At 40.3% G+C, this 25,195-nt stretch carries 19 protein-coding genes and 1 tRNA gene; 12 read left to right on the top strand and 8 right to left on the bottom strand.

Annotation, left to right across the window (positions count from 1 at the left end; all coding sequences use genetic code 11):
- Nucleotides 1-39: 39 nt before the first annotated feature.
- The 3 genes from IPI59_03235 to IPI59_03225 all read left to right on the top strand — a co-directional run bounded on the left by IPI59_03235 (nt 40) and on the right by IPI59_03225 (nt 3,250).
- Nucleotides 40-831, top strand: a complete 792-nt coding sequence (locus IPI59_03235; protein ID MBK7526572.1) for a DUF2807 domain-containing protein — start codon at nt 40-42, stop codon at nt 829-831.
- 219 nt (nt 832-1,050) lie between these two features.
- The gene (gene pdxA, locus IPI59_03230; GenBank protein MBK7526571.1) at nt 1,051-2,343 is read left to right on the top strand and encodes a 4-hydroxythreonine-4-phosphate dehydrogenase PdxA; all 1,293 of its coding nucleotides are present in this window, start codon (nt 1,051-1,053) and stop codon (nt 2,341-2,343) included.
- A gap of 19 nt (nt 2,344-2,362) precedes the next feature.
- Nucleotides 2,363-3,250, top strand: a complete 888-nt coding sequence (locus IPI59_03225; protein ID MBK7526570.1) for an NAD kinase — start codon at nt 2,363-2,365, stop codon at nt 3,248-3,250.
- Between the two features lie 59 nt (nt 3,251-3,309).
- On the opposite strand, the gene IPI59_03220 is transcribed toward IPI59_03225, so the two are convergent.
- The 6 genes from IPI59_03220 to IPI59_03195 all read right to left on the bottom strand — a co-directional run bounded on the left by IPI59_03220 (nt 3,310) and on the right by IPI59_03195 (nt 7,543).
- On the bottom strand, nt 3,310-3,963 hold the full coding sequence (locus IPI59_03220) for an NAD(P)-binding domain-containing protein (protein ID MBK7526569.1): 654 nt from the start codon (nt 3,961-3,963) through the stop codon (nt 3,310-3,312).
- Nucleotides 3,964-4,058: 95 nt separating this feature from the next.
- Nucleotides 4,059-4,958: a helix-turn-helix transcriptional regulator gene (locus IPI59_03215; protein MBK7526568.1), complete on the bottom strand. Its 900-nt coding sequence runs from the start codon at nt 4,956-4,958 to the stop codon at nt 4,059-4,061.
- Between the two features lie 121 nt (nt 4,959-5,079).
- Nucleotides 5,080-5,763 (bottom strand): hypothetical protein, encoded by a 684-nt coding sequence (locus tag IPI59_03210; GenBank protein MBK7526567.1) that lies wholly within the window; start codon nt 5,761-5,763, stop codon nt 5,080-5,082.
- 139 nt (nt 5,764-5,902) lie between these two features.
- Entirely contained in the window at nt 5,903-6,760 is an 858-nt protein-coding gene (locus IPI59_03205) for a hypothetical protein (protein MBK7526566.1), read from the bottom strand.
- Nucleotides 6,757-7,116, bottom strand: a complete 360-nt coding sequence (locus IPI59_03200; GenBank protein MBK7526565.1) for a hypothetical protein — start codon at nt 7,114-7,116, stop codon at nt 6,757-6,759. The genes IPI59_03205 and IPI59_03200 overlap by 4 nt, the downstream gene beginning before the upstream one ends.
- 356 nt (nt 7,117-7,472) lie before the next feature.
- Nucleotides 7,473-7,543 (bottom strand) — tRNA-Cys (locus IPI59_03195).
- Nucleotides 7,544-7,807: 264 nt separating this feature from the next.
- Here IPI59_03195 and IPI59_03190 point away from each other — a divergent pair.
- Both IPI59_03190 and IPI59_03185 read left to right on the top strand, forming a co-directional pair.
- On the top strand, nt 7,808-9,400 hold the full coding sequence (locus IPI59_03190) for a hypothetical protein (protein MBK7526564.1): 1,593 nt from the start codon (nt 7,808-7,810) through the stop codon (nt 9,398-9,400).
- Nucleotides 9,401-9,773: 373 nt separating this feature from the next.
- A complete protein-coding gene (locus IPI59_03185) occupies nt 9,774-9,968 on the top strand; it encodes a hypothetical protein (protein ID MBK7526563.1) in 195 nt (64 codons plus the stop codon).
- A gap of 105 nt (nt 9,969-10,073) precedes the next feature.
- On the opposite strand, the gene IPI59_03180 is transcribed toward IPI59_03185, so the two are convergent.
- Nucleotides 10,074-14,660 carry a hypothetical protein gene (locus tag IPI59_03180; GenBank protein MBK7526562.1) on the bottom strand — a complete coding sequence of 1,529 codons (4,587 nt, stop codon included), beginning with the start codon at nt 14,658-14,660 and terminating at the stop codon, nt 10,074-10,076.
- A 195-nt stretch (nt 14,661-14,855) separates the two neighbouring features.
- Nucleotides 14,856-15,176, bottom strand: a complete 321-nt coding sequence (locus IPI59_03175; GenBank protein ID MBK7526561.1) for a MerR family transcriptional regulator — start codon at nt 15,174-15,176, stop codon at nt 14,856-14,858.
- A gap of 287 nt (nt 15,177-15,463) precedes the next feature.
- Between IPI59_03175 and IPI59_03170 the strand changes: the two genes are divergently transcribed.
- The 7 genes from IPI59_03170 (at nt 15,464) to IPI59_03140 (ending at nt 25,155) form a co-directional block, all read left to right on the top strand.
- On the top strand, nt 15,464-17,938 hold the full coding sequence (locus tag IPI59_03170; GenBank protein ID MBK7526560.1) for a YfhO family protein: 2,475 nt from the start codon (nt 15,464-15,466) through the stop codon (nt 17,936-17,938).
- A gap of 71 nt (nt 17,939-18,009) precedes the next feature.
- A complete protein-coding gene (locus tag IPI59_03165; protein ID MBK7526559.1) occupies nt 18,010-18,531 on the top strand; it encodes a CopD family protein in 522 nt (173 codons plus the stop codon).
- A 119-nt stretch (nt 18,532-18,650) separates the two neighbouring features.
- Nucleotides 18,651-19,727: a hypothetical protein gene (locus IPI59_03160; protein ID MBK7526558.1), complete on the top strand. Its 1,077-nt coding sequence runs from the start codon at nt 18,651-18,653 to the stop codon at nt 19,725-19,727.
- Nucleotides 19,728-19,860: 133 nt separating this feature from the next.
- Nucleotides 19,861-20,958: a hypothetical protein gene (locus tag IPI59_03155; protein ID MBK7526557.1), complete on the top strand. Its 1,098-nt coding sequence runs from the start codon at nt 19,861-19,863 to the stop codon at nt 20,956-20,958.
- 90 nt (nt 20,959-21,048) lie between these two features.
- Complete coding sequence (locus tag IPI59_03150; GenBank protein MBK7526556.1) at nt 21,049-21,267, top strand: twin-arginine translocase TatA/TatE family subunit; 219 nt, start codon at nt 21,049-21,051, stop codon at nt 21,265-21,267.
- 451 nt (nt 21,268-21,718) lie between these two features.
- Nucleotides 21,719-23,122 (top strand): hypothetical protein, encoded by a 1,404-nt coding sequence (locus IPI59_03145; protein MBK7526555.1) that lies wholly within the window; start codon nt 21,719-21,721, stop codon nt 23,120-23,122.
- A 149-nt stretch (nt 23,123-23,271) separates the two neighbouring features.
- Nucleotides 23,272-25,155 carry a hypothetical protein gene (locus IPI59_03140; GenBank protein ID MBK7526554.1) on the top strand — a complete coding sequence of 628 codons (1,884 nt, stop codon included), beginning with the start codon at nt 23,272-23,274 and terminating at the stop codon, nt 25,153-25,155.
- Nucleotides 25,156-25,195 lie beyond the last annotated feature (40 nt).

Genomic DNA, 25,195 nt, shown 5'->3' with positions numbered 1-25,195 from the left:
GCCAAACTATACTTTAATCAATCAACCATTCATTTAATTATGAACAAGCAAACTGTTTTTTTTACCAACGCTTTATTTTTGTTTTTGCTTTTGTCGTTAGTTAGTGCTTGTAATTGCGAAAAAGGTTCGGGCGATGTAGCCATTGATACCCGCCTTGTAAATAATTTCGACAAAATAGTTGTAGAAGGCAATTATGCTGCCGTTTATTTGCACCAAGATACGGTAAGTAAAGTTACCATCCAAACCGACGATAATTTGCTGCCATTTATTGAAACCGACATCACAACCAATAATCAACTTATAATTAGCAACGACAAATGCCTGAAAAAACATAAAGATATTGTAATACATGTTTACAGCCCAAACTGGCATAAAGTTCAATTAACTGGCACCTCAGATATTGAAGCTAAAACAAGCATTACCACCGATTTTATAGAAATAGAATCGACCGGAACTGGCGAAATAACACTAAAGGGCTTAATTGCCAGCAACCAAGTTGATGTTGATTTAGAAGGCACAGGCAGTATCTATATTTTTGACCTTGAAACACCTAATTTAAACAGCGATCTTTCGGGTACGGGTGTATTGCAGTACTCGGGCAATGCTGCCTACCATAATATTGTAATTTCAGGGACAGGCAATTTATATGCTTTTGACTTAAAAACTAATAAATGTGATGTTTTTCATCAAGGAACGGGCAACTGCGAAGTTTATGCTTCTGATGCCTTAGACGTTACCATAAAAAGCACCGGAGATGTTCACTATAGAGGTAACCCCGCCGATGTTGATATTGTGTTGGATGGCACCGGCGAGGTATTTGACGAAGGCTAAGAAAAAAAATCCGGATAAAACAAAACCATACCCCCTCTGACATTATTTAGCAATTAAAAAACAGGCTCCGGAATAAGAAAAACATCCGGCAAACAGAAATTAACAATTCATTATATTTGCAAATTTGTAGTTCAAACAAAACTAATTGCTCTCTTCAATTTAAAATTAAAAAAAATTCACTTACCGCCCCATTTACAACGTTAGAAAGAATAATAAATAATGAGCACCCCACCACCAAAGCAACCCGGCAACTTGCCCTCCAAAAACCCCAATTCAACTAATCCTAACCGGCCATTTAAGCCCAATACACAACCGTATTCAAGCAAAAACGAGGACGAGGAGGACGAGGATGCTGCCGCGCTTAGCGAAAATTACTCCGATACTGATAACCTACAAGAGCCAACTGAGGAAATAGTTTCCCCTCGCGATGCCATTAAAATTGGCATTCCAATAGGCGATATTAATGGCGTTGGCATAGAGGTAATACTTAAAACCTTTGCTGACGATAGATTGTTAAGCCTTTGCACCCCTGTTATATACGGCTCTTCAAGGGTTTTGTCGTACCACCGCAAAGTGCTACAACTGCCCGATACGCCCTACCACCTTGTAACCGATGCCCTTAAAGCTAAATCTAAAGTTTTAAATGTGGTCAATTGCTGGAACGAAGAAGTACAAATTACCATTGGCCGACCCAACCCCGCTGCTGGCCAGTTTGCACTGCGCGCCCTCGATGCCGCTATTTACGATATGCAACAAGGGCGGCTACATGCCATTGTTACGGCGCCGGTCAATAAAAATGTTATTCATGATAGCAAAACACCTTTTTACGGCCATACCGAGTATTTAGCCCAAAAAGCGAATACGCCACATAGCCTTATGTTATTAGTTAACGACCAAATGCGTATGGCAATTGTTACCAACCATTTACCTGTTAGCAAAATAGCGGGCAAAATTACCGAAGACCTTATTTACAATAAATTAGTAATTTTAAACGACAGTCTTTGCCGCGATTTTGGCTTTAACCGCCCCCGTATTGCCGTGCTTGGCCTTAACCCACACGCCAGCGACGAGGGGTTAATAGGTAACGAAGAGGCCACCATGATAACCCCTGCCATAAACCGGGCATTGCAACACAACGAGTTTATTTTTGGCCCCTATGCCGCTGACAGCTTTTTTGGCTCGGGGCTTTACAAAAAATTTGATGCCGTATTAGCCATGTACCACGACCAGGGTTTGATTCCTTTTAAAACATTAGGCTTTGGCGAGGGGGTCAATTTTACTGCCGGATTGCCGTTTGTGCGCACCTCGCCCGACCACGGAACCGCCTACGATATTGCCGGACGCAACCTTGCCAACGAATCTTCTTTCCGGAAAGCTGTTTTTCAGGCTATTGATATTTATTACAACCGCCTTAATTACAAAGACATGTATGCCAACCCGCTCCAACGCGCCTCGTCGGCTTTAATTGCCCAGTTTGCCGACGAAACTATTGCCCCCGACGACGAAAACTAATTTGCTTTTTACCTTATTTATGAATCAGGTAGCCCTATTTAGCCGCACGCTAAACAAACCCGATTTACCCTTTGTGCAGCACCTAATAAACCAGTTGCACCAAAATGGCTTTAAAATTTGGGTGCACGATGCCTATTACAGCAAAATACAAGCCGAGGGTATTACGTTTCCGCAAAAACCCACCTTGTTTTATGATGCCGAAGTTTTGCCCTCAAACGAAGTAAACTTAGTATGCAGTTTGGGGGGCGATGGCACCTTATTAAATACCATTCCGTTTGTAAAAAATACAAAAATACCGGTTTGGGGGGTAAACACCGGGCGCTTAGGCTTTTTAGTCCGGACGGCAAAAGATGCACTACCGCAGGCTTTAATGGATCTTACACAAAATAATTTTCAAACTGAGCAACGCTCGTTATTACAATTACAAGTAAATCCGGAGGTTTTTGGCAACCAAAACGTAGCACTCAACGATTTTACTATTATGAAAAAAGATGTAGCATCTTTAATTGTGGTACATGTTTTTGTAAATGAAATATTTTTAAACTCGTATTGGGCCGATGGCATTATTGTAGCTACACCTACCGGCTCAACGGCCTACTCTTTAAGCTGTGGCGGCCCTATTATAGCCCCCGAAGCGCGAACTTTTTCTATAACGCCCATTGCACCGCACAACCTTACCATGCGCCCCATTGTTTTGCCAGACGACCACGAAATTAGCTTTAAAGTTGAAGGCCGTAGCGATAATTTTTTATGCACTTTAGATTCGCAAATTGCTACTATTGACTACCAAACCGAACTTAAAGTAACCCGCGCCCCTTTTGACCTGCATATTGTTAAATTTAAGAACGACCACTTTTTTAATACTATCCGGAAAAAACTGATGTGGGGGGCCGACTCGCGCAATTAATTTGGACCAAGCGCGTCTTGTTTTTAGTTGGGATTATGCCAACTCAGACCTGTTTATTTTTAACTTACTATTTTAATGTTAAAAGCTCCGTTATTGGTGGCCATGTAAATACTTAACCATACTGGTAAATACATTTCGGTTCCTCGGGATTTGGTTATGTCGCCGAGGTCAAGAATATTTTTTTCGGCCCATCCAAACGATTTTAATATTTGTTTTACCGTTTCTTTTGCATTTGGGTCGTTACCACTAACAAAAGTACTATGGTCGCCGCCGTTTATCATTTCGGGATTTACCATTAGTCCGCACCACATTGTGTTTAGCGCTTTTACAACTTTAGCTTGGGGAAATGTATTTTGAATTTCTTCGCCCAATGAATTTTGGTTGCAAATTGCCAATGTTGGCGGCATTCCTTTCGAAAAGTCGAGTGGGTTGGCTAAGTCCACAATTATTTTGCCGTTGAGGTTTTGCTCGCCTGCCATTTTTAAAGCGGCTATTGAGCCTACGCCTGCGGTGCAATTGAAAATAATATCGCCAAAACTTGCGGCCTCGGCAAAAGTTCCGGCACTGGCCATGTCTTTATGTTTTGCAACAAATGCTTTTGCTTTGTCGTTATCTGCTGTTCTAGAGCCCATCATTACAGCGTGCCCTAATTCAATTAATTTTGAACCGATGGTGTCTCCAACATTGCCGGTTCCTAATACTGCGATTTGCATAATGTTAATGTTTTTTTTGTTGGTAATAATTGCGATACAAAGATGCGGCAAGAATTTTGCTGGCGAATGGTTAAAAACTTGGTTGTAATGGTAGATTATTTATTATCGGATGACTTTCTGTATTCCAACGGTGTTTGACCCGTATGTTTTTTAAAAAATTTGCCAAAATTGGCGGGGTCAGAAAAATTAAGTTGGTAGGCAATTTCGGCTATATCAAATTTAGTGAACTGAATTAAAGATTTAGCCTCGGTCAATAATCTGTCATTAAGGAAGGTTAAGGCGTTTTTGCCTGATGCCGTTTTAACAGATTGCGAAAGATGATTGGGCGTTATATTTAGCAGGGAGGCATACTCTTCAATGGTTCTCTTTTCGATGTAAAAATTGTTTACCAACTGAATAAATTTTTGCAGTACTATTTGTTGTGGTGTTGTAAACCCCTCTTCCCACTGTTTAAAGGCGTTGGTAAATTCTTTTAACTGATACAGCAACGCAAGAAATTTAATAGTTGCAATTTTATGTTGTTTGTCGGTTGCACTTTCGTAGGCAGAAAATACTTCTTCAAAATGAGGGGCAAACTCCTGAAATCTGGCTTCGTTGAGTTTAAAAAAGTTAGTGTGTAATATATTAAAGAACGGAAACTCTTTTTCAAAGTCGGGCTTAAAAAACGACAAACATCCTTTTTTGAAATAAATCAAATAGCCGTTGGCTGTATTGTCTCTAAAAAAGCTGTAAAGCAGTCCGGGCGATTGAAAAACAAGGAATGAATTCAACTTTGTAACATTGGTATTGTCGTAAGTTATTTTGGTTTTGCCCGCATTTGACACTAACGCGATAAAATAAAAATCTTTGCGGAAAGGTGGTTTATAATTGCTGATTGAGCCCTCATTTGCTTTCAACCGCAGGCAAAAAAAATCCGGATTATTAGTTAGATAATCTGAAGGAATTGACTTTAAAAAGTCATTGATTTCTTTGTAATATGGTATGTTTGATTTCAAGGTGGTGATTATTTAACTTACAACACACTGGGGCTGGCTCATCTTCCGGATTCTGGGGCGACCTAAGCGCCAAAAAATATACGTTTGCCGTGCAGCACCTGCTTCGTGTTTTTTGGGGCGACTATTGCAGATCCTTAATTGTAAAATCAAATTCATCTCTTGTTTTGCTTGCAGCCAACTCAAGTTCTTTAAAAGACTTTGCGTATTCTGTTAATAACAAGGCAGCGGCGGGCACTTTTGTCGCACTCATCATCCCATTCACGCATAAGGCATCGGTTACATCTTCAATCGCTGTATTCATACTGTGAGCCATTCGACTGACTATATCGTAATAGTCTTGCTCATCATCATATATTTTTTGGAGCAGTATTCCAAGTTCGTTTTCCCTTTGGCTTGATTGCAAACCAAAAAACGCCCAAAAAGCGTTTGTATTACCGCTGCTTATTTTTTCGGCATGTTGTTTTATGATACGGCAATGCCCTTTTAAAGAACGGATTAAATTTTCTGCTTCATTTTTGTTGGTTTTATATTTGATGAAATAGTCGTTAAATCTTGTTGGCTCATTGTCTAAGGCACCGGCAGATGAATTGAATCTGAAATTTGTAATTACACTTGAGGCTATTGCAATAGCGTTACAGGTTTTTTGTAATTCTATACACATGGCAGCTACATCTTGTTTTATTTCGGGATGTGTTTTTTCAAAATATTTTTTTCCATCCTTTATAGCTGCAAGTATAGATTGTATATTTTTGACTGAGTCGGCAACAACTTTAATGTCGTCAACTATTTGTTTTAGGATGCCCATTGCTTAAAAATATTTTTTAGTGATAGCCTATTATACTGACGAAGATTTGCAAAGGTAAAAATAATAGCATCTAAAATCCGGAAATCGGTATTGCCAACCGTCTATCCTAAGGTACTGCTCTTGCCAACGCGGCAGCAATTTATATTGTTTTATATTGTATTTTTTTTGGACTTCCGCTGATAATCATTAACAACACACCCAAAGCCATAGCAGCACTTCCTGTAATTAGAAGTAGCTGGTCGTAAAACAAACCAAGCCCTGTCAATACCAATAATATTTCTGTTGTTGCAAAGCCCAGCAGTAAAAATATGCTGCCGGTTTTAACCCGCCCATTCAAAACTAACCATTTCTTTTCAATTAAAAGCGAGAAGAACAAAAAAGATATGGCACCGATGAGGCTTAGGTGTAAATAAGCCACTATAATTAGTTTATTAGAAAAGGCGTAGGTTTTAAAATCCGGAAAAATGGAAAGACATTGTAAAATAATCTTCAAAATAAACGACAGCAAAAAGGCAAAAAAATACAATTTAAACCAAGTATTTTTGTTGCGAATAAAAGTAGGCAAAAGTGGTCGAATTATTAAAATAAAACAAATCAAGGCTACGCCTAAAATAATTGCCGATAGGGTGGCGACAGGCAACAAGGGGGCCGAAAATTTCATGCCTAACAAAGAGAGGGCAAGAGAGGGAATAACAACTACAGCCATAAGCCAATAAAATTGGTTGCCAAGTTTGTGGTTATACGGCAGGTCATTCCGGTCTAAATAATTAAAAAACAGCCCTAAAACGACCAATAAAAACCAACCGTTGTATTGAAAGTGCAAAAAAGAATAGACAAATGAATGATAGGCTTCTGTTCCGTTTAGCCCCTTGGCCGACAATATGCCTACCCCATAGGGGAATAATGTTGAGAACAAACCAAACCAAAGTCCGGATTTTATAAATTTTACCGAAATGGCGTTTTGTGCAGCATAATTTCCGGACTTTAGGTCGGTCAAAAAGCTATAAATAAACCAATAGTTAAGCAGTTGGTATAAGGTTGAAAAATAATGGAATACAGGCCATAACCTTGTAAAGAAAACGAAACCAAAACCCCAAAAATAATAAAGATAGTGAGTTTAAACTGCAATAAATATCTTTTTTTTTCTATTTGCCTATCCGTTAAAAAGGTGTTGGCAAGCAGTAAAAACATAGTAAGATAAACCCAACCCTGAAAGGCTGTGTGGGAATGGGCATGAACAAAATTTGTATATTTAAATGGAATTGGGACGTAAGCAACCAATCGAAGCAATGTTCCTATAAATGCTACAACGAAAAGAAAAAATAAGCTAATTTTACACCATTCGGCTTTCATGATGTTTTACATTTTACGGCATAGTGCGCCCATTGAGCGTTAAGAGGTAAAACAGTTTGGTTTGGGTAAAAGTTTAACAAGCGCAGGTTTCGCAAACAGTATATTTTTATGAAAACAAGATGATTTGCGGTCTGGCCACCTTATAGGCTATTGGCAATTAAAGCAGTATTTTAGGCTTTGCTTGAATAGTTTTTGGGCAGCCGGCGGTTTCCGTATGAGTGTAGAGGGTATCAAAAGCATTTCGCTGCTTAACTTAAGTAGTATCTGAAGAAGGTTGGGCAAATATACTAAACAACTACGTATAAAAAACAATCCGGACATTAGCACGCCATGGCTAATATCCGGATGTTTTTAGGAGGTCGGAAGCGGATTCGAACCGCTGTACGAGGTTTTGCAGACCTCTGCCTAGCCACTCGGCCATCCGACCATTCAAAAAGTAATGAATTTGGAATTATTTAAGCCGCAAAGATACGGCAAGTTTTATAAAATACAATAGCTAAGCCGCGTTTAGCCTGTTTTTTTTCTTGGCTACTAATTTAAGATATTGTAGTTGTTACCTTAGCAATTTGCTTGTTTAAACAAATAAGTTGTAACTACGAACTAATATTAAACAAACAGATGCTTTGTTTGAGTTTTGTACCTAATTTTGCGCTTTAGTTTTTTATTTATTTTTTAGGTTGCTGTTTGGCGCATGTCCATTAAAAATAATAATAGTAAGAATACACTTTGGCGCCCTACTTTGTTAGTTGTTTTAATTGCCCTTATTTTGGTACTGGGCTCGGCATTGCCTTGTGCAAAAATTGGCAGTTACCAAACCAAGCGCCTGGCATTTTGGCCGCTATTGCCCAGTGATACAAATGCGCAGCAGCCCCCACAACCTATTGATACAAGTACCCGGTCGAGTTTCGATACTACTAATACTGCCTTGGCTGCTCAAAAAAATGACCTATTGCCGCCCAGTAATCGCAGCAATTTATCCGGAGAAAAAAATATTGCTGTTACCAATAATGCTTCATCAAAAAACAAAGACGCAATGGTACTGGCAACGGTGCTCCATATTGACAACAACTCGTTAGAAAACCTTTCTGCAAACACGCGCCAGCTACCAGGTTTTGCCGGAATTGTTTTCCCCGACTCAGTAAAGCCCAAAACACTTATCGAAGATTTTACACCTGCGGGCAATTTATTGACAAAACTTGCCCAACAACTTAACAATGCTGCCAATGACGAGGGCAAAGTGCGCATTGGCTTTTTTGGCGACTCGTTTATTGAAGGCGATATTTTAGTAGGAGACGTGCGCGAACAGCTTCAATTTTTATTTGGCGGTATTGGCGTGGGTTATATGCCAATAACTTCGCTAACGCTAAAAAACCAACGCCCTACGGTTGAACACGATTTTTCGGGATGGACAACTTACAACTTATTGCGAAATAAAGAGGCGCAATTACAGTTAGGTTTTTCCGGACAAGCTTTTGCTCCGGAGGTGGGTAATATGGTGCATTATGGCGGTACTTCTTTTAAAAAATATAATCAAAAATTACCAAATATCGCTGTTTTTTATCAATCCGATTATCCGGTGGCCATGCAGTTAAGTATCAACCAAGCTCAGGCAATTAATTATGTTATGCCTGCTGCTGCTAATATACAAGGTTTGGCAAAGTTTGAGCTTTTAGGCGCAAACGCCAAACAAATTGATGCTTTTTTCGACTCGCAACATTTGCCCACTATTTACGGATTTGCTTTTGAAGACCAAGCTGGCGTTTATGTCAATAATTTTGCCGTCAGGGGTAATTCGGGCATTGCCTTAGACAAAATTACCGACCCTATTTGGCAATCATTTGATACTTTGTACCACCATCAGTTAATTTTTTTGCAGTTTGGTCCTAATATTATAAGCAGTAAAACAACGCAGTTTGGCTGGTACGAGCGCGCCATGAGTAAAGTAATAAGCCGGCTACAAGCAGCCCTGCCCAATACTGCTTTTATTTTGTTGGGTGTTAACGATATCGCCTACTTAGATAATGGCGTTTATAAAACCGTGCCGGCAGTTTTAACCCTTGAAGAAACGCAGCGCAACTTAGCAAAAAAACACGGCATAGGCTATTGGAGCATTTTAAAAGCCATGGGCGGCGAAGGGTCAATGGCACAGTTTGGGCAAGCTAACCCGCCCTTGGCCAATAAAGATTTTGTACATGTTAATTTTAAGGGTGGTAAAATTATTGCCAACCGTTTAATTGAAGCACTATTGTACAAAATGAAGTTTGAGGCTAAAGCTGGCTCTTAATTTTAATTTAATTTTAATTTTAATTTTGATTTAAGAAAATATAAGCCTTTCGCTGCTGGGCAAACAACTGCCAATCCCTTTTTTCCACAAACCGATGAATTGAACTTGCCGAAACAGTATAATTCCGGATAATTTCTCCCCCCCCCTCTTGCAATTAAATAAAAAATGTGTTCTATTTGCCGCAAACTAATATAATTTTTCATTTTAAATTTTAAAAATTATGAAGCAACACAAAACATGCGCTACAACCGTATAGGGCAATTAGTTAACACCACTATATAACCCATACCCAGCAGGCAATACCTGTAAAAGGCGCTACGCGCTACAAGCCGCCGGGTGGGTCGGTTAATATACACGCACCCCAAGCGGGCAGTTGGTTTGGTCGGTTGCCGCTATTCCATCCGGATATAATGCTTACAATTTGCCCAATAATTTAGCCCAAGGCATCTACTATTACCATTTCACGCCAAACAATCCGGAAAAAGAAGAAGAAAAACCTGTAATAGTGGGTAAAATTTTGGTGGCGAGCGGAGGGTACTGCTTAAACGCATTTACCCTATCCGAATAAAAGAACTTTATTTGCCCTCACCTATTTTACAAACGCAACAACCTAAGCGGTTACGAAAGCGAAGATTCTAAAACAAAAACACATAGCCTGTAAATTTATGCCCGCTTACCTGAGCAAATAAATTTTGCCATAATTTTGATTGCTGGTAAACAGTTGCAGTTTGTCGGCTGGGGTAGCATAGTGGTCTAAGGCTTGGTTGTTTTGCTGTACCACTACTTTGTACAAATACACGCCATTACCCAAGGGGTCGCCGTGTTGGTCGGTGCCATCCCAAGCAAAATCGGTTATATTGTTGCCTATGTGTAAAGGGCCTAATTCGGCGCGCGTAATTTCGCGTACCACCTTGCCCGATATGGTAAGTATTTGAACCTTAATATCGTTAGGCACCTCGCTGCCTGTAATAGTAAACACAAACCGGGTTTGGGTGGTAAAAGGGTTTGGGTAGGTGTACCAGTTACTAATACTTGTTTTGGTAATTACCTTAAACGTAGTGCGCCAGGTTTGGTTGGCAAAAGCATTGCCACTGCGGTCTTTAGCAGTTATAAGCAAACCATATTGACCATCGGCGGTAAAGTTGGGCGTAAATTTAATATAGGCAGTATTTTTTCCTTTTTGCGCTAAGTCGGATGTAGCAGCCACAAACAAAATATCCGGATGATTAAAATAAATGCGTTGTTCAAGTAAGGGTTTGCCCTGCTTGGTTGTATCGGGCAATAATAGGGTTAATTGTATATCGGCTGTGTCGTTTAGGGCTAAAAACCGGCTATCATCATGCAGTTGTATGCGTATATCGGGTTTTGCCGATATAATTTCGCCATCAATTACCCTGCGCCCATCAAAAGTAACATCTATTACGGGGTTTACTTTATCGTTTAGCACATAAAAAGGGAGGGTCAAAACGTTGTTAAACGCATGTTTTTCGGGTTGCGCGTTGTTATGGTTTAGCTCTACCTCTAACAAATAATTGCCTGCCATATTTTGAGTTGGGTAAGTAAAGACAAGCGTATCGGCGGTTTGCGGGGGCAATGGGGGCAACGGGGGTAAAGGCAGCAGAGTAGCCTCGTTTTTGGGGTTTAACAGGGTAATTTGAGCCACAATACTATCAGAAGCAGTTTGCGAGGGGTTAAAAATGCCTACTTGTAGCTTCAACAAATCTCCTGCACCAAGGGTATCTTTATAAAAACTAAACAAACGCTGTGCATCTAAGGCGATTTCTGAGGGGCGTTGAAAAAGCACCCGCCAGTAATTTAACTGTAGCGGTGTTTTGTTGATAGTATCTTTAAACTCTGCTTCCATCCGGATGAACCGATAGGTTGCCGCATTTATAGTGCTAATATCTGCCGACCCCGCCAAAGGAGCACTAAGGGTTAGCAGCAGTTTTTCTGATTCATCGGCAGCAATACCATAAATTTTGAGGCTAAACTGGTCGTCAAGTTCGGTTTCGTTGCCCACAAAATTCCAATTAACACTACCCCAGCCCAACGAAGGCCCTAAGGGCAAAGTACTAATGGTTCCATAGTTGTTTCCGGGGGTAAATTGTAAAGTGCGGGTATTTAAATTATAGTTTAACTGCTCGTTTTTAAATGTGCACGAGGCTATTTGCCAGGCATGACTTTGGTTAAACCCTTCTGGTTCGTTAGGTAAATATACAAACGAGCTATATCGCCATTTTGGCTCGTTGCCACCGGTGGTTTGTGGGGCGGTGCGCCAATAATAAACGGTATTATTAATTAATGGTATTTGGGGTTTAAATTGCAGCACGCCGCCACTGCTTTGCTGTGTGGCTTGGGCAAGTGGTTGGTTGAAAACCTGTGTGGTATCTATTTGAAATAAATAGGATTTGTTTTCTGCCAATGGCTGTCCGGTTGAGGCGTAAAGTGTTAATTCAGTATCCGGATTTTTTGTATTTACTATCGAAAAATTGCAGGGTGCAATAGGTATCAACACGTCATTGTATATAAATAGCCGCTTTGTAATACTGTTATTGTTTTCGCAAGGTTCGGTTAGTTGGTTATTGGCATCAATAGTGGCAGTAAAAATGTTTTCGCCGGCAATATCTTCGGGGTTGGGTATGGGTATCGTAATTTTAACTGTATCGGCGTAAGGTGGGGTGGGCAATTTATAGGTGTAGGTATTTATTTGCCCTTGGGGAAGCGTGTGGTTAAGGGTAAAGCTAATTGAATCGGTAACGGCTTTGCCTAAATTGTGCAATACTATGTTTACCTCAAAACTGGTAGCTTGCGGGTTGATGAGGGGAGGGTTAAAAAATACATCCGGAGTTTCGATTGCTAAGTCGGGCAATTCAAAAGAGTTAATCACCAATGCCGGATCTCCGGTTAAAGTATATTGTTGGGCGGTAATTTTGAACGAGTTTTCGTTATTGGCGTATTTTGTCCAAGTGTTTTTTACCGCCATTTGAGCCGCCAAACCAACAGGCTGGTTGTATAGCGAGTCGCAAAAGCCATAGTAAACATGGTCAATATAATAATCTAAGCGGGTGGGCAGGCCAATAGTTGCCGAAGCCAAAAAGCCAATAGCACCCAAACTGTCGCATAGTATAAATTCTTCGGGGAGGCTGGGCAGGTAATTGCCTTTGTCATCGAAGGCGTAATAATGTATATCGCCCACAAAACACGAGCTTGTAAATATAAATGGATATTTATTGTAATTTTTGTACGCTTTGGGGTGCTTTAGTGCTACGTTAAAGGTTTGCCCCGACGAGTGACCAAAAAAATTAAGTACGGCTAAACCGTTGTTAATAATGGCATCGAGGTCATCTATTTTGGTTATAACCTCATCGGTAACTTTGTTGTAAGTAAACACTACTTTGCCGCCGTATTTTGGCTGCTCGAAAGCTTGTTTATACCCCGACAAATAACCCATAAACTCTTTCGATTCGTCTAAATTATAGCCGCCAGCAATATGGAGGGCATCTTTCATCCAACGGCGGTCGGTTTTGGTGCAGGGCAGGTTGGTTTTGTTGGCTTCGTAAGTAATTATTTTGTTTAGGTAAGCCTTAACCTCGCTTGGGTTTTGTGCGGGTATGCGACCAACGGCTAATTGTGTGTAGTAATTTGAATAGCCCTTTGTAGCAAGCATTATATCGGATGCCTTTTCGCCAAAAGTTGGCACCAAACATTTATGGTAAATTGAGGGGGCGCGGGTAGCCTCGTAACTAATTGATTTGCCCAGCAAAAGCAGATATTTGGGTTTGGTTGTCCACTTATCTATGGCAAAATTTACAAAATCTTTAATGGCAACAGGGTGTTTTTCAATGCCGTAGGCAAATTGGTCGTACAGTTCGTTAATATTTATTTGTGCCACTTTGTAGCCCCCACCTTGGGCGCTGCGGCGATAGTTGGCATAACGGCTTACCTCGTCCACGCCTCCGGTTTGTAAATACGGGTGCGAAATAAGCAAATAATTGCCTTGATTTTCAAGCAGGCCAAAATTGGTAAATTGTTTTTTTTCCATTTCCAAAACCCTGTAATTGCCCGAGTTGGGCTGACTAAACCCCGAAGTAGTACTTAGCCAAAGTGTGCGGGTGGTAGTATCGGTGGCGTTGGGTATGGCAGGTAATTTAATTTTATAAACGCCGTTATCATCAACGGGCGTAAAGCGCTGTACATTGGTTAAATCGTACAAAACAGGCGAAGTGCCGCCCTTAAATTCGGTAATTTCAAGGTAGTGGTCTTGGTTTGCACTAAGTTTAAAACGCAAATAGCTGCTATTTTCTAAACCAAAAGTGTGCGGATAGCTTAAATTTATACTGGCAATTTGGGTGGTACTGATATACTCATCATACACTTTTTTGTTGTTAATAGTAACGGTGGTGGTTGGTGTAGTTAATGTTGACGCTTTTGTAGTCAAATTTAGGTACAAAATATTGTAGCCGTCAAAAACGGTATCGGCGGCAGTGGCACCGTTAATTTGTACCGATATTTTATGGTCGTTTTGAAGCAGTGCGTTGCTGCGGCCTATAAAAATGGTTTCTAAGGAAGCATTGGGGGCATCGGCATTGGTGTATAATCCGGATACTTTTAGGTTAAAATCGCGTTTAGCATTATCAGTCAGGTGCTCGCTGGCAAAACACTCGCCCATCATAAAGTCGGCTAAATTATTTAAAACGCCACTTATCTTTACCGATTCGCCCGGGCTATGTACCTCGTCAACAATGGTAAGCAGGTTGTGCATAAACCAAGGCGTAGGTGCGGGTGGGTCGTTAATATCGTTTTGCGCATTAATATATCTTTTATTGTCGGTACTATTTACAAAGGTTAAGTAATAGGCCGAGGTGTCAGAAAATAAACTTTTGTATTGGTGTGGCTGCCAGGTTGCTTGTTTGTATAGTTTGGTATCGAAACTGCCGTTATTTGGTCGGCCATAAAATTCGAGGTAATCTTGGTCGCCCATTAATCCGGATGTTGAAGCGTATAAGGGCACCTCTTGCCCGTAGTAATATAGTTTAAAATACTCGCCAATGGGGGTAGTAAAACCAGCTTCAGTCAATACAACAGTATTAATACGGTATAAGCCCTCTTTGCCTACTTTAATTTTATGGTAGGTTTGCTGGTAGTCAATCCAATCGTTGGCATATTTGGTTTGGGCATGGACGCTCTGAAAAAAATAAATTAAAAATAAGCTAATATATAAAAAAGGTATAAAGCAAGTATAAAATTTATTGAAACGCATTGTTATCGTCATCATCATCGTCATCGTCATAAACTGGTTGATTAGTTAGTTGGCTTAATTTTTAGGCAGCAGGCAGTTAAACTAAAGATGGTATAACGCAAAAAAGCGCAAAAAGTCTGTTTTGCCAGCTAATTTTATGGTTTGTGCGTCAAATTCTGAACAGTAATAACGGAAAGCCAGGGTTTATAGTTGCACTTAAAGCCCATCTTTTAGCTTGATTACATATTTTTGTAAACGCTGTAGTTTTTCAATTAGGGCAGCATTGGTGTCATCGGTTTGTTGTTTTTTGTTAATTATTTTTCGTGCGCCCTCAATGGTTAGACCTTGCTCTTTCAACAAGTATTTAATATGTTGAAGATGCTCCACATCTTTGGATGTAAATAAGCGTTTGCCCGCATTGTCTTTTCGGGGGTTTAAGTAGCTGCCAAACTCGGTTTCCCAAAAACGTATAGCCGATGCCGATACATCGAGTAGTTGTGCCACTTCGGTAATACTATAATAGCGCTTGGTATCCACAATATGGGTTTGTAAAAGTTAGGTGGATGAAAGTACTCAGCTATTTATTTGCCTACTTACTTATTTACTCCGGATGGCAAAATTAATACAAGTTTGAGCATTTTTTGTTAATTGCAGTAAAAAATGCTGCGCTAACTTATGGTTTATATAGTACTTTAAAATTAAAGACACTACTTTTGCCTTTTTTTATCTTACTATCTTTACCTTATTGATTTCAAATTAGCACAGCCTAAATAAATACAATAATACTCAAACCTAACCATTTTTACAAATAACCACTTACAATAATGAACGCAAACTCGTTTATCAAAAATGCCACGCCGCATTTAGTAGCTATTGCGGTATTTTTGGTTTTAACTATTGCCTTTTTTGCCCCCGAATTTGGCGGTAAAGTGTTGGTGCAAGGCGATACCAACCAATGGAAAGGCATGGCCCAAGAGGTACTAACCTACCGCGACAAAACCGGCCATAACCCCGTTTGGACAAACTCGATGTTTGGTGGTATGCCTACTTACCAAATTGCCATGGATACCAAAAAAAGCAATTTTATAAACACGCTTCGGGCTAAAACAATGGATTTGCTGCCCAGTTCGGCAAGCAGTATATTTTTTGCCTTAGTTATGTTTTATATTTTATTGGTTGCTTTTGGCGTTAGCCCTTGGCTGGCCGCCTTAGGTGCAATTGTTTATGCGTTTAGTACTTATTATTTTTTAATTATTGAGGCAGGCCACCAAACCAAAGCCCACACCATGGCTTTTGCCCCCTTGGTTTTAGGCGGAGTTTTACTGGCATACCGTGGTAAACTTTGGTTGGGTTTGGGCATAACCGCCTTAGCCACCTGTTTAAATATAGGAGCTAACCACCCGCAAATTACCTACTATTTGTTTTTATTATTGGGTTTATTGTTTATCAGCGAATTGGTTTTTGCCATACGCAACAAAACAGTTCCAAACTTTATAAAAACATCGTTATTATTGGGGGTAGCTTTTGTAATTGGCATGGGCACCAGTGCTACTCGTTTGCTTACCACCCTCGAATACTCAAAGCAAACCATTAGAGGCGGCTCAGATTTAACCGGAGAACACCGAACCGCTACCGGATTAGACCGCGACTACGCCCTTGAATGGAGCTACGGCATTGCCGAAACCATGACACTGGCAGTTCCCGGATTTATGGGAGGCGGCTCAAGCGAACCGCACCATAACAGCGAGTTGAAAAAACTGCTAAAAGCCAATAAATCGCCTACCCCCGACCGCGCACCCCTTTATTGGGGCGACTTGCGCTTTACCGGAGGTCCCATTTATCAAGGGGCTATTATTTGCTTTTTGTTTTTATTAGGATGCTTTTTAGTTGATAAGCGTTATCGCTGGTGGCTTTTATCCGGAACTATTTTAAGCATTGTGCTGGCTTGGGGTAAAAACTTTCCGGCCTTTAATAATTTTATGTTCGACTTTTTCCCGATGTACGACAAATTCCGAGTGCCAATGATGACCTTGGTAATAGCACAGCTAACCATGCCTTTAATGGGTGTATTGGCACTCGATGCTATTATATCGGGCAAGGTTACTACCCAAAAAGCACTTAACGCCTTAAAAATTAGTGCCGGAGTTTTTGGCGGCCTCTTACTACTGTTTGCCTTGTTTGGCGGTGGCCTTTTTAGCTTTGCTAACAACCAAGAGATGCCCGATATTATTATTGAAGCCCGCCAATCGTTATTTCGTTTTGACGCACTGCGCTCCTTGTTGTTGGTGGGTATTGCCGCCGCCTTGGTTTGGGCGTTAATTACCAATAAGTTTAAAGTTAAACCCATTTACTTAATAGCCGCCTTGGCAGTATTTACATTGGGCGATTTATGGACAGTTGGGCGAAGATATTTAGACTCGGATAATTTTGTGTCGAAAAGCAAATCGGAAGAACAATTTAAAGAAAGCCCCGCCGATAAAAGTATTCTGGCCGATAAAGACCCCAATTACAGGGTTTTAAAATTGGGCAATCCTTTTAACGATGCCTATACTTCGTATTTTCATAAATCTATTGGAGGGTATCATGGTGCCAAATTGCGGCGTTACCAAGATTTAATTGAAGGAGATTTAAGTCCGGAAATAACAAAATTAACCGATGCGTTCCAAAACAATCCAACGCCCGATGCTATTGACCAAACCCTGTCTAAGTTAAGCGGTATTAATATGCTCAATACTAAATACATTATTTATAATCCAGGTGCTGCGCCTATTACCAACCCACACGCCTTGGGCAATGCTTGGTGGGTAAGCCAAATTAAAACAGTAGCTACCGCCAACGATGAAATGGCTGCCATAACTGCCCCCGATTTCGACCCGCGCACAACAGCAGTGGTAAGCAACGATTTTGCCAATAAATTAGGTGGCCTAACCCCTGCCGCCGATAGCACTGCAAGCATAAAACTAACAAGCTACGACCCCGAAAAACTTACCTACGAAGCCCAAAATAACAGCCCCGGATTAGCCGTTTTTAGCGAGGTGTACTACAATAGCGGTTTAGGCTGGAACGCCTATATTGATGGACAAAAAACCGAGCATATTAGGGCAAATTACACCCTACGCGCTTTAAATGTGCCCGCCGGAAAACATACTATCGAGTTTAAATTTGAACCACAAACCTATTACAGCGGGCAAACGATGGGCTTTGTTTTTTCAATTTTACTCTGCCTTTTGGTGGCAGCAAGTTTTTACCTGCATTACAGGCAACAAAACATAACACCTACAGCTAATGCCGAAGGGTAAAACCTGTTTTTAGTTCTAAAAAAGCCATTTATTAAAGATATAAAAAAACACAGTTAATTTTTTCCGTCAAAATGAATATGACCTACCTTACAGCGTTACATGTTATTTTTGTTATAACATGGTTTAGTGGTTTATTTTATTTAGGTCGCTTATTTTTGTACAACCGTGAAGCAGCCGATAAACCCCAACCCGAAAGCACCATTTTGCACCAACAGTTTAATTTAATGATTAAACGGTTGCTAATGGGGGTAATTTGGCCATCGAGTATTTTAACCCTTGTGATTGGCATTTGGTTGTTGTTGACATACCCCATCAAACCATTACCCGTTTGGTTGCACATAAAAACTACTTTAGTGCTGCTATTATTTATATTTCAACACGTATTGCACCGAATATACAAACAACAACGGCAGTTAGTGTTTAAATACACAAGTAACCAACTGAACATTATTAACCAGGTGCCAGCCTTGTTTTTAGCATGTATAGTAAGTTTGGCAGTTGTAAAAGAGCCAATAAGCCTTGCTTACGGCTTGATGGGCTTTGTTTTGTTTGTAGGTGTTATCCGGATATATAAAATTATCCGGAAAACTTAGCGCAATCAATTAAATTAATTTATATTGCTCTGATTAAGATATTATTATTTATCAGCTTTGCAAAAAGCATAATTAACCTTTTAAAACCAGTTACATGTTTGTAGCGCAATTTTGCCTATATGAAAAATAAAAAACAGCTATTAGTTACAGCTGCCTTGCTTTTGGTACTTTGTGTGCTGGTGTATTTTTTTGTATTTAATAAATCAAAAAACACCCTTGCCAGCGAAGGCAATACCCTTTATACTTGGCGCGATACTGCCGCTATTTTGCGCCTCGAAATTACAGATGACGAAGGGCGCAAAGCCATACTTCAACGCCGCCCCGCCCCTCAAACCGGATGGACCGTTAACCAACACTATACTGCCCGCCCCGATGCTATTAATACCTTGCTAACTACTTTTTACCGCATGAGTGCGCAGTACCCAGTAGCTAATGCCGCTTTGCCTAAATTGCAAACCGATTTTGAGCACCCCAAAAGAACCATAAAAATATATACCCACCCAACCGACACAACTCCGGCAAGGGTGTGGCGTGTTGCCGGCGTGCCCCTCAATAATATTGGCGTTTACATGCAAGTTGACGGCAAAAACAACAGGCCATTTATGGTAAACACACCCAATTTTGAAGGCGATTTGCTTCCGCGCTTTATTACCGATGTTCATACCTGGCGAAGCAGGTTGTTGTTTGGCTATAAACCCCAAGATATTACACAAATTGAAATAGATTACCCCCACCAGTTTCAACAGAGTTTTATTTTAAAGGTGGTGCATTTTCCGGATTCATTTAATTTAATTTCGCCAACCGAAGTGCCCCCCCCTCAAGTACCCTACGTGCTAAACAAACCGATGGCAGCCCAAATGGTACAAGCATTTAGTGCACTTTATGCCGAGGGGTTTGAGCCTCATTTTCCAAACCCCGACTCGCTAAAGCAGGCCAAACCCTATTGCCAAATTAAACTTAGCACCCAACAAAACCAGCAACGCAGCCTTACGGTTCATTATATGCGTGCCAACCAGCGCACTAAAACCTACAACCCGCTTAGCGATGTAAACAACCCTACTCAAACACCTATTGACCGCGACCGGTTTTTAGCCTTTGCCGATAATGGCAGCGATGTTATTCTGATACAGCAGTTTGCATTCGATAAAGTTTTAAAACACTACCAGCAGTTTTTTGTGCCCTTGCCCAATAATTAGCGCAACACCTTACCGCGCAACAAAGCTAAAAAAACGTAACTTTGCCAAATATTTATTTGCCTTACCTATCTATTTGTCAGCCCCGTCCTTGTACAGTGTCGCATTTTTATTTAGTAAACAAGCCGATTAAGCCATGTCGTTTACCCCAGCGCAGCAAATAACCATTGCCCACAAAAAACACACCCCTTTAGTTCAGATAAAACTTTTTAGCGAGTTTGAACAACTGCTGGCGCGCTGGCAGCCCGAAGTGCTGTTTATTAGCCGGACAAAACAAACCCTGCCCGAGCATTTATTGCCCAACAAAAAGGAATCCGGCAAAAAAACATATACCCAGTTCTCGTTTTTTCAAAACGGGTTATTTTATGCCATTAACGGACTTAACTACAATAATCTAACCGATTACCGCGAGGGGCAAAAAGCAGGTTTTACAACCGGAGACGAATACTACCAAGCACAACAAGCCGGATTTTTAAACTTTGCCGATTACAACGCTTGCCTGAAAGCGGGCTTTACAAACCGCGCCAATTACCAAACTGCCGCCGAATTAGGCTTTGAAAACGCGCTGCAAAAACTACACAAAAGCTGTAGCCAAAAAAACCTTTTAGACACTACCTATAAAAAACTTATTCACCACTGCCATACCGATGCCGATATTTGGCATTTTGCCACCCAACACGGCTACACCACCTATACCGAGTTTGAGCAAGCCGTACTAACAGGCTTTGCCAATGCCAACGCACCCGATTTTAGAAAAGCACTTGAGCAGGGTTTTCAAAGCCCCGAATCGTTTTACCAAGCGCAAAAAGGCCAGTTCGAATCGCCAAACGAGTTAGCAGCAGCCCAACAACACGGCATTACTCAAAAAGATGAATTAGAAAACTACCAAAAACTAACCAATATAGCCGAGGCACACCAGTTGCCCGCCTTAGACCAAGCCTTGCTATACGACCTGCTGACCGACCTACAGCCTAACCGAAAAATTGCTGTTGACCGCCTGTGGAAAATGCTTAAAGAAGCCGAAAAAAGCCTCCGTACCCCTGCCGAAGACCGCAAATGGTTCGATAGACCATTAGGACAACTATTTAGCAAAGGTAAAATACCCGCTTGGTACACCACCTCGTTGCAAGCCCCCGAAGACATTAGCATTTGGCTGCTAAGCCAAAAAAATGCCAATAATTTAGGCCATTACGACCCAGATGGAGAAGTTTTTGAACGTTTTTCGATAAATTAGCTATAAAATTACTGTTTTAACCGGCATAATTGCCGTACCTTTGTAAAACATTTTATTCACTCGTTTTCATTTTAACTAATTATTTTAACCATGAACCACCTACTATTTTTAGGCAATATTGGCTTCAACGAAATGTTGGTTATTCTTTTAGTAGTTTTGGTACTTTTTGGTGGTCGTAAAATTCCGGAATTAGCACGCGGCATAGGCCAAGGCATCCGCGAGTTTAACAATGCCCGCAATAATGTACAAAAAGAACTTGAAGAAGGCATAAAAGCCGAAGAGAAAAAAACAGAACCAACGGCAAAATAATAATATTTTGACCGTACCCATTAAATTAATAGGCAGCATATATGTTTGCTACCCGTTTTATTTTTTAACATTTAATTAAATTGCTTAGTTAGTTGCCTTGTTAACTGATTAATTGATAGAATTAAAAGATTAATCCGGAATAAAATAATTTTCCGGATACTTTTTTTAGAAAACTACAAACACAAACTACAACAAGAATTTAAACAAATTTTTCCGGATAGTATTTAGCTCATCAAACATCCTATTTTGATTAGATAAAACTTAAAATTAACAAAACGGCTCTGGTGGCTTTTAATTTCTTTCCGGAAAAACATTTACATCATTGACTATAATAATGTCTCCGGATTTAATTTAAATTTGCTCCGGAAATAGACATAAAAAACGTACCGGCAATAGTTTTTACTTTTGCTTAACTGATTACCTACCTATTTTCCATTTTAGCACATCTTAAATGAAAAACACGATTGTTTTTTGGGCAACCAACGAAAATGAGCAAGAAATTCTTGCAGTTTTGCGCTTACGCGAACACGATAACAAAGTTGATTTTTGGACATTTGACAAGGCTGTTTTAGAAGAAGCCTTTATTGAAAAAATGTTTAAAGACTGGGACGTACTAACAGATGCCGACTTTGCCTTGGCAAATACCCACGAAGAACGCAAAATGTCGGACGGCAACCTGCTACCCGACGAAATACGAACCAAAGAAACCGACTTGGTAAGCCGTGCCGAAAAAGAATGGTTTGTAAAAGTGTTGTCGTTAAAATTAATGCAACAACTAACCCTCGAAATTGACCAATTAGTTCTGCAAGTGGGCGAAATGGAAAAAAATGACCCCGAAGCATGGGACATCACAAAATCGTATTGGGATAAGGTAAACCGGCATTACCAAGAGCGCGATTTAACCCGCGAACAAGCCACCGCACTTCGCGACCAAATTAATACCTGTTTTAGCAAGTTAAAAGAACTTAGAAAAAGCGAAAGCGAGAGCTTTGAAAGTCATGCCAATGCCGTTGTCGAGAGCATGTTAGCGAAAATTGAGGAAATTGTTGCCCAGGTTGCAAACTCGCACCGCCTTAACGATTTGTTTAATAACCTGCGACAATTGCAAACCGAGTCGCAAGGGCTTAAAATTACTAATAAATTAGCCGCCAAAGTGCGCAATGCTTTTAATATAGCTTTTGAAGCTATACGAAGTGAACGCAAAACCAGCGACAACTCGCGCTCGCAAGCTCGTTTAAAAGGCTTAGAAGAGGTAATAAAACGAATGGAAAAATCAATAGAGCAAGACCAGGAATCGTTGCAATACCAACAAGCACGCAAAACCGAGACCAACCGCAGTTTAGAGTCGCAATTATTAGAGGCAAAAATAGCCATGATAGAAGCCCGGATAGAATCGAAATTGGAAAAGTTGGCGGATATGCAAAAAACGTTTAAACAGCTTAAAAATCAATCTGAAGCTGCATCGAATAACCAAAAAAGCCGAGGCGAAAAGGAAAAAGCCAAACCTACCAAAGCACAAAAAGTTACGCGCACACGCAGCACCAAACCAGCCGCAACAACTGCCGAACCCAACGAAACTGAAACAACCGAAAACCAAACTCCAAAAGAAGAAACAGAAACAGAAAACAGCGGCATTGTAATTGTTTTAAACGACGAACACCCCACCGCTGCTTTTCCGGCTTTAACCGAAGTGCCGCCCACCGTAGAAGAAACGAATAATAATGACTTAGTGCCATCGTCATCGTTACCCGAATTGGCCGACTCTGCTGTTAATCAAAATGAGGAGGGCAGCAATAATGAGGATACGGCTAAAGACGACATCGCTAAAGACCCTGATTTAGAGCCAGTGGGGTAGCTTAAAAATGCCGTTCATTAATGACAAAAAGCATTTAAGTTGGTAGTTAGAATGTTTATACTGCCAATAATGCTAACTCCGGTGTTTTAACTTATACGCTTGGGTAATAATACTTTTGGCTTTCAGCACTGTTTATCAAGATACTTTCTATGCCGCTAAAACAAGACAGACTACCATTTGTTTTTATTTGCATTTATTTTGCTGCCATGTGTGCATTGGCATTTCTTACAAACGGCACCGGAGATGAAGGCGATAGCGTTTCGCATTACCTTTTTGCAAAGTATGCCTTTAAACATACCGCTAATTTTTTAGACCACTGGGCCAAACCCATGTACGTGTTGATAGCTGCCCCTTTTACACAGTTAGGTTTTGTAGGGGTAAAACTTATGAACATAGGCCTAAGCACGCTTTCTGCATGGTTCTCTTACAAAATTGCGAAAATATTTGCGCTACCAAATGCCGTTATAGCCTTGTTGTTTGTAATGCTGGCACCTATGCATATTTACCTCACTTTATCGGGGCTTACCGAACCCCTCTTTGCCTTTTGGCTTATAGCGGCGGTTTTTATGGCAGTAAGAGGGCAGGTAACGGCATCGGTTATATGGGTATCGTTTTTGCCCTTTGTGCGCTCAGAGGGGTTAGTTATTTTATGTGTATATTTCCTATACTTGTTGAGTATTAAAAAATGGCGACTATTGCCTTTGCTGTTTGCCGGACATGTAGTTTTTAGCATAGTAGGATATTTTTACCTTGGCAGTTTTTGGTGGGTATTTACCGATATACCTTATGCGCAAAATAGTTCAATTTATGGGTCGGGGCAACTATTTCATTTTATAAATGGGTTGAAAAATGTATTGGGGTTGCCAATGTATATTTTGCTGGGCGCAGGCTTAGTATATGGTGCCATCAAATTATACCAAACCCTTAAATCAGTTTCGTACCGCTTTATTACAGCTACCGAACTTTGGCTGGTATATGGCTGTTTTTTGGCCTATATCTTGGCGCATACTTTATTTTGGTATTTAGGAATATTTAAATCTTTTGGGCTGCTGCGCGTATTGGTGGGTGTTGTTCCTTTAGCGGCAATAATTTGTTTAAGAGGTCTAAATATCCTAAGCGATTTATGGGGAAATAAAATAATAGCAAAAAAAGGATTTGTAACAACAGTAGTTGCCCTTGTTTTTGCTTTTACCCTTTTTGGTCAAAACTGGAAAACCCATCTGCTTTTACGTGCCGACCAGGTTGCTCAAATGGAAATGGCTAATTACATTGGCAACCGTTTTGAGGGGTATAAATACTATTTTGATGCCCCGTTTATTGCTATGGCGCTAAATGTAGATATGTTTGACCAAGACAAAAAAGAATTTACCGCCGAGCTGTTTAAAAATAAACCAATACCTGATAAAAGTTTGATAATTTGGGACGATTGGTATAGCGTTATGGAATGTCAAACTAAGCTTGAAATGATAACACAAGATAGCCGCTTTGATTTGTTGCGCTCATTTGAAGCAGGCGACCAATGGGGAAACCACCGAAAAACATACTTATTTAAGAAAAAACAATTTACCTTTAATAATAACAACGCCGAAACAACCCTGTTTACAACAAGTTTTGAGCAGCAGCCAACTGCCGATTCTATCCGGATAGACAGCCTTCACGCTTTTGAAGGTAAATTCTCTGCCATTGTTTCAAATGCCGCGCCCTATTCTTTAGGTTTTGACCTGCCAATGTCCGAAATTGCCAACGCCACCGGTAAAATTTTACATGCCGAAGCGCAAATACTAATTAATCAAAATGAACCCAACCAATACAAACAGCCAATAATGGTTATATCGTTTGAAAATGAGAAAAGCTACAACTGGACACCGATAAATCTACAAGATTTAGTGCCCGAAGGAAGGTGGCAAAAAGTGTCGTTTGAAACAACAATACCTGCCGCGCAAACCTTAAAAGACCACGTAAAAGTATATGTTTATAATCCTTCTAGCTTTCCGGTTTACTTAGATGACCTAATCATATCAATCAATAAATAAATAAGTGGGTGAAGCTAACTAATAAATTTAAACCTAATAT

The sequence above is a fragment of the Sphingobacteriales bacterium genome (assembly GCA_016706405.1).
Lineage (GTDB): Bacteria > Bacteroidota > Bacteroidia > Chitinophagales > UBA2359 > BJ6.
This window is presented reverse-complemented; position numbering and strand designations above follow the sequence as displayed.

Bases quoted from the DNA above. Each gene is read 5' to 3' on its own strand.
- IPI59_03200 (MBK7526565.1), bottom strand. From the start codon at position 7,116: ATGAAAGCCGAATGGTGTAAAATTAGCTTATTTTTTCTTTTCGTTGTA.
- IPI59_03145 (MBK7526555.1), top strand. From the start codon at position 21,719: ATGAAAAACACGATTGTTTTTTGGGCAACCAACGAAAATGAGCAAGAA.
- IPI59_03220 (MBK7526569.1), bottom strand. From the start codon at position 3,963: ATGCAAATCGCAGTATTAGGAACCGGCAATGTTGGAGACACCATCGGT.
- pdxA (MBK7526571.1), top strand. From the start codon at position 1,051: ATGAGCACCCCACCACCAAAGCAACCCGGCAACTTGCCCTCCAAAAAC.
- IPI59_03150 (MBK7526556.1), top strand. From the start codon at position 21,049: ATGAACCACCTACTATTTTTAGGCAATATTGGCTTCAACGAAATGTTG.
- IPI59_03225 (MBK7526570.1), top strand. From the start codon at position 2,363: ATGAATCAGGTAGCCCTATTTAGCCGCACGCTAAACAAACCCGATTTA.
- IPI59_03210 (MBK7526567.1), bottom strand. From the start codon at position 5,763: ATGGGCATCCTAAAACAAATAGTTGACGACATTAAAGTTGTTGCCGAC.
- IPI59_03235 (MBK7526572.1), top strand. From the start codon at position 40: ATGAACAAGCAAACTGTTTTTTTTACCAACGCTTTATTTTTGTTTTTG.
- IPI59_03165 (MBK7526559.1), top strand. From the start codon at position 18,010: ATGAATATGACCTACCTTACAGCGTTACATGTTATTTTTGTTATAACA.
- IPI59_03160 (MBK7526558.1), top strand. From the start codon at position 18,651: ATGAAAAATAAAAAACAGCTATTAGTTACAGCTGCCTTGCTTTTGGTA.
- IPI59_03190 (MBK7526564.1), top strand. From the start codon at position 7,808: ATGTCCATTAAAAATAATAATAGTAAGAATACACTTTGGCGCCCTACT.
- IPI59_03140 (MBK7526554.1), top strand. From the start codon at position 23,272: ATGCCGCTAAAACAAGACAGACTACCATTTGTTTTTATTTGCATTTAT.
- IPI59_03180 (MBK7526562.1), bottom strand. From the start codon at position 14,660: ATGCGTTTCAATAAATTTTATACTTGCTTTATACCTTTTTTATATATT.
- IPI59_03170 (MBK7526560.1), top strand. From the start codon at position 15,464: ATGAACGCAAACTCGTTTATCAAAAATGCCACGCCGCATTTAGTAGCT.
- IPI59_03155 (MBK7526557.1), top strand. From the start codon at position 19,861: ATGTCGTTTACCCCAGCGCAGCAAATAACCATTGCCCACAAAAAACAC.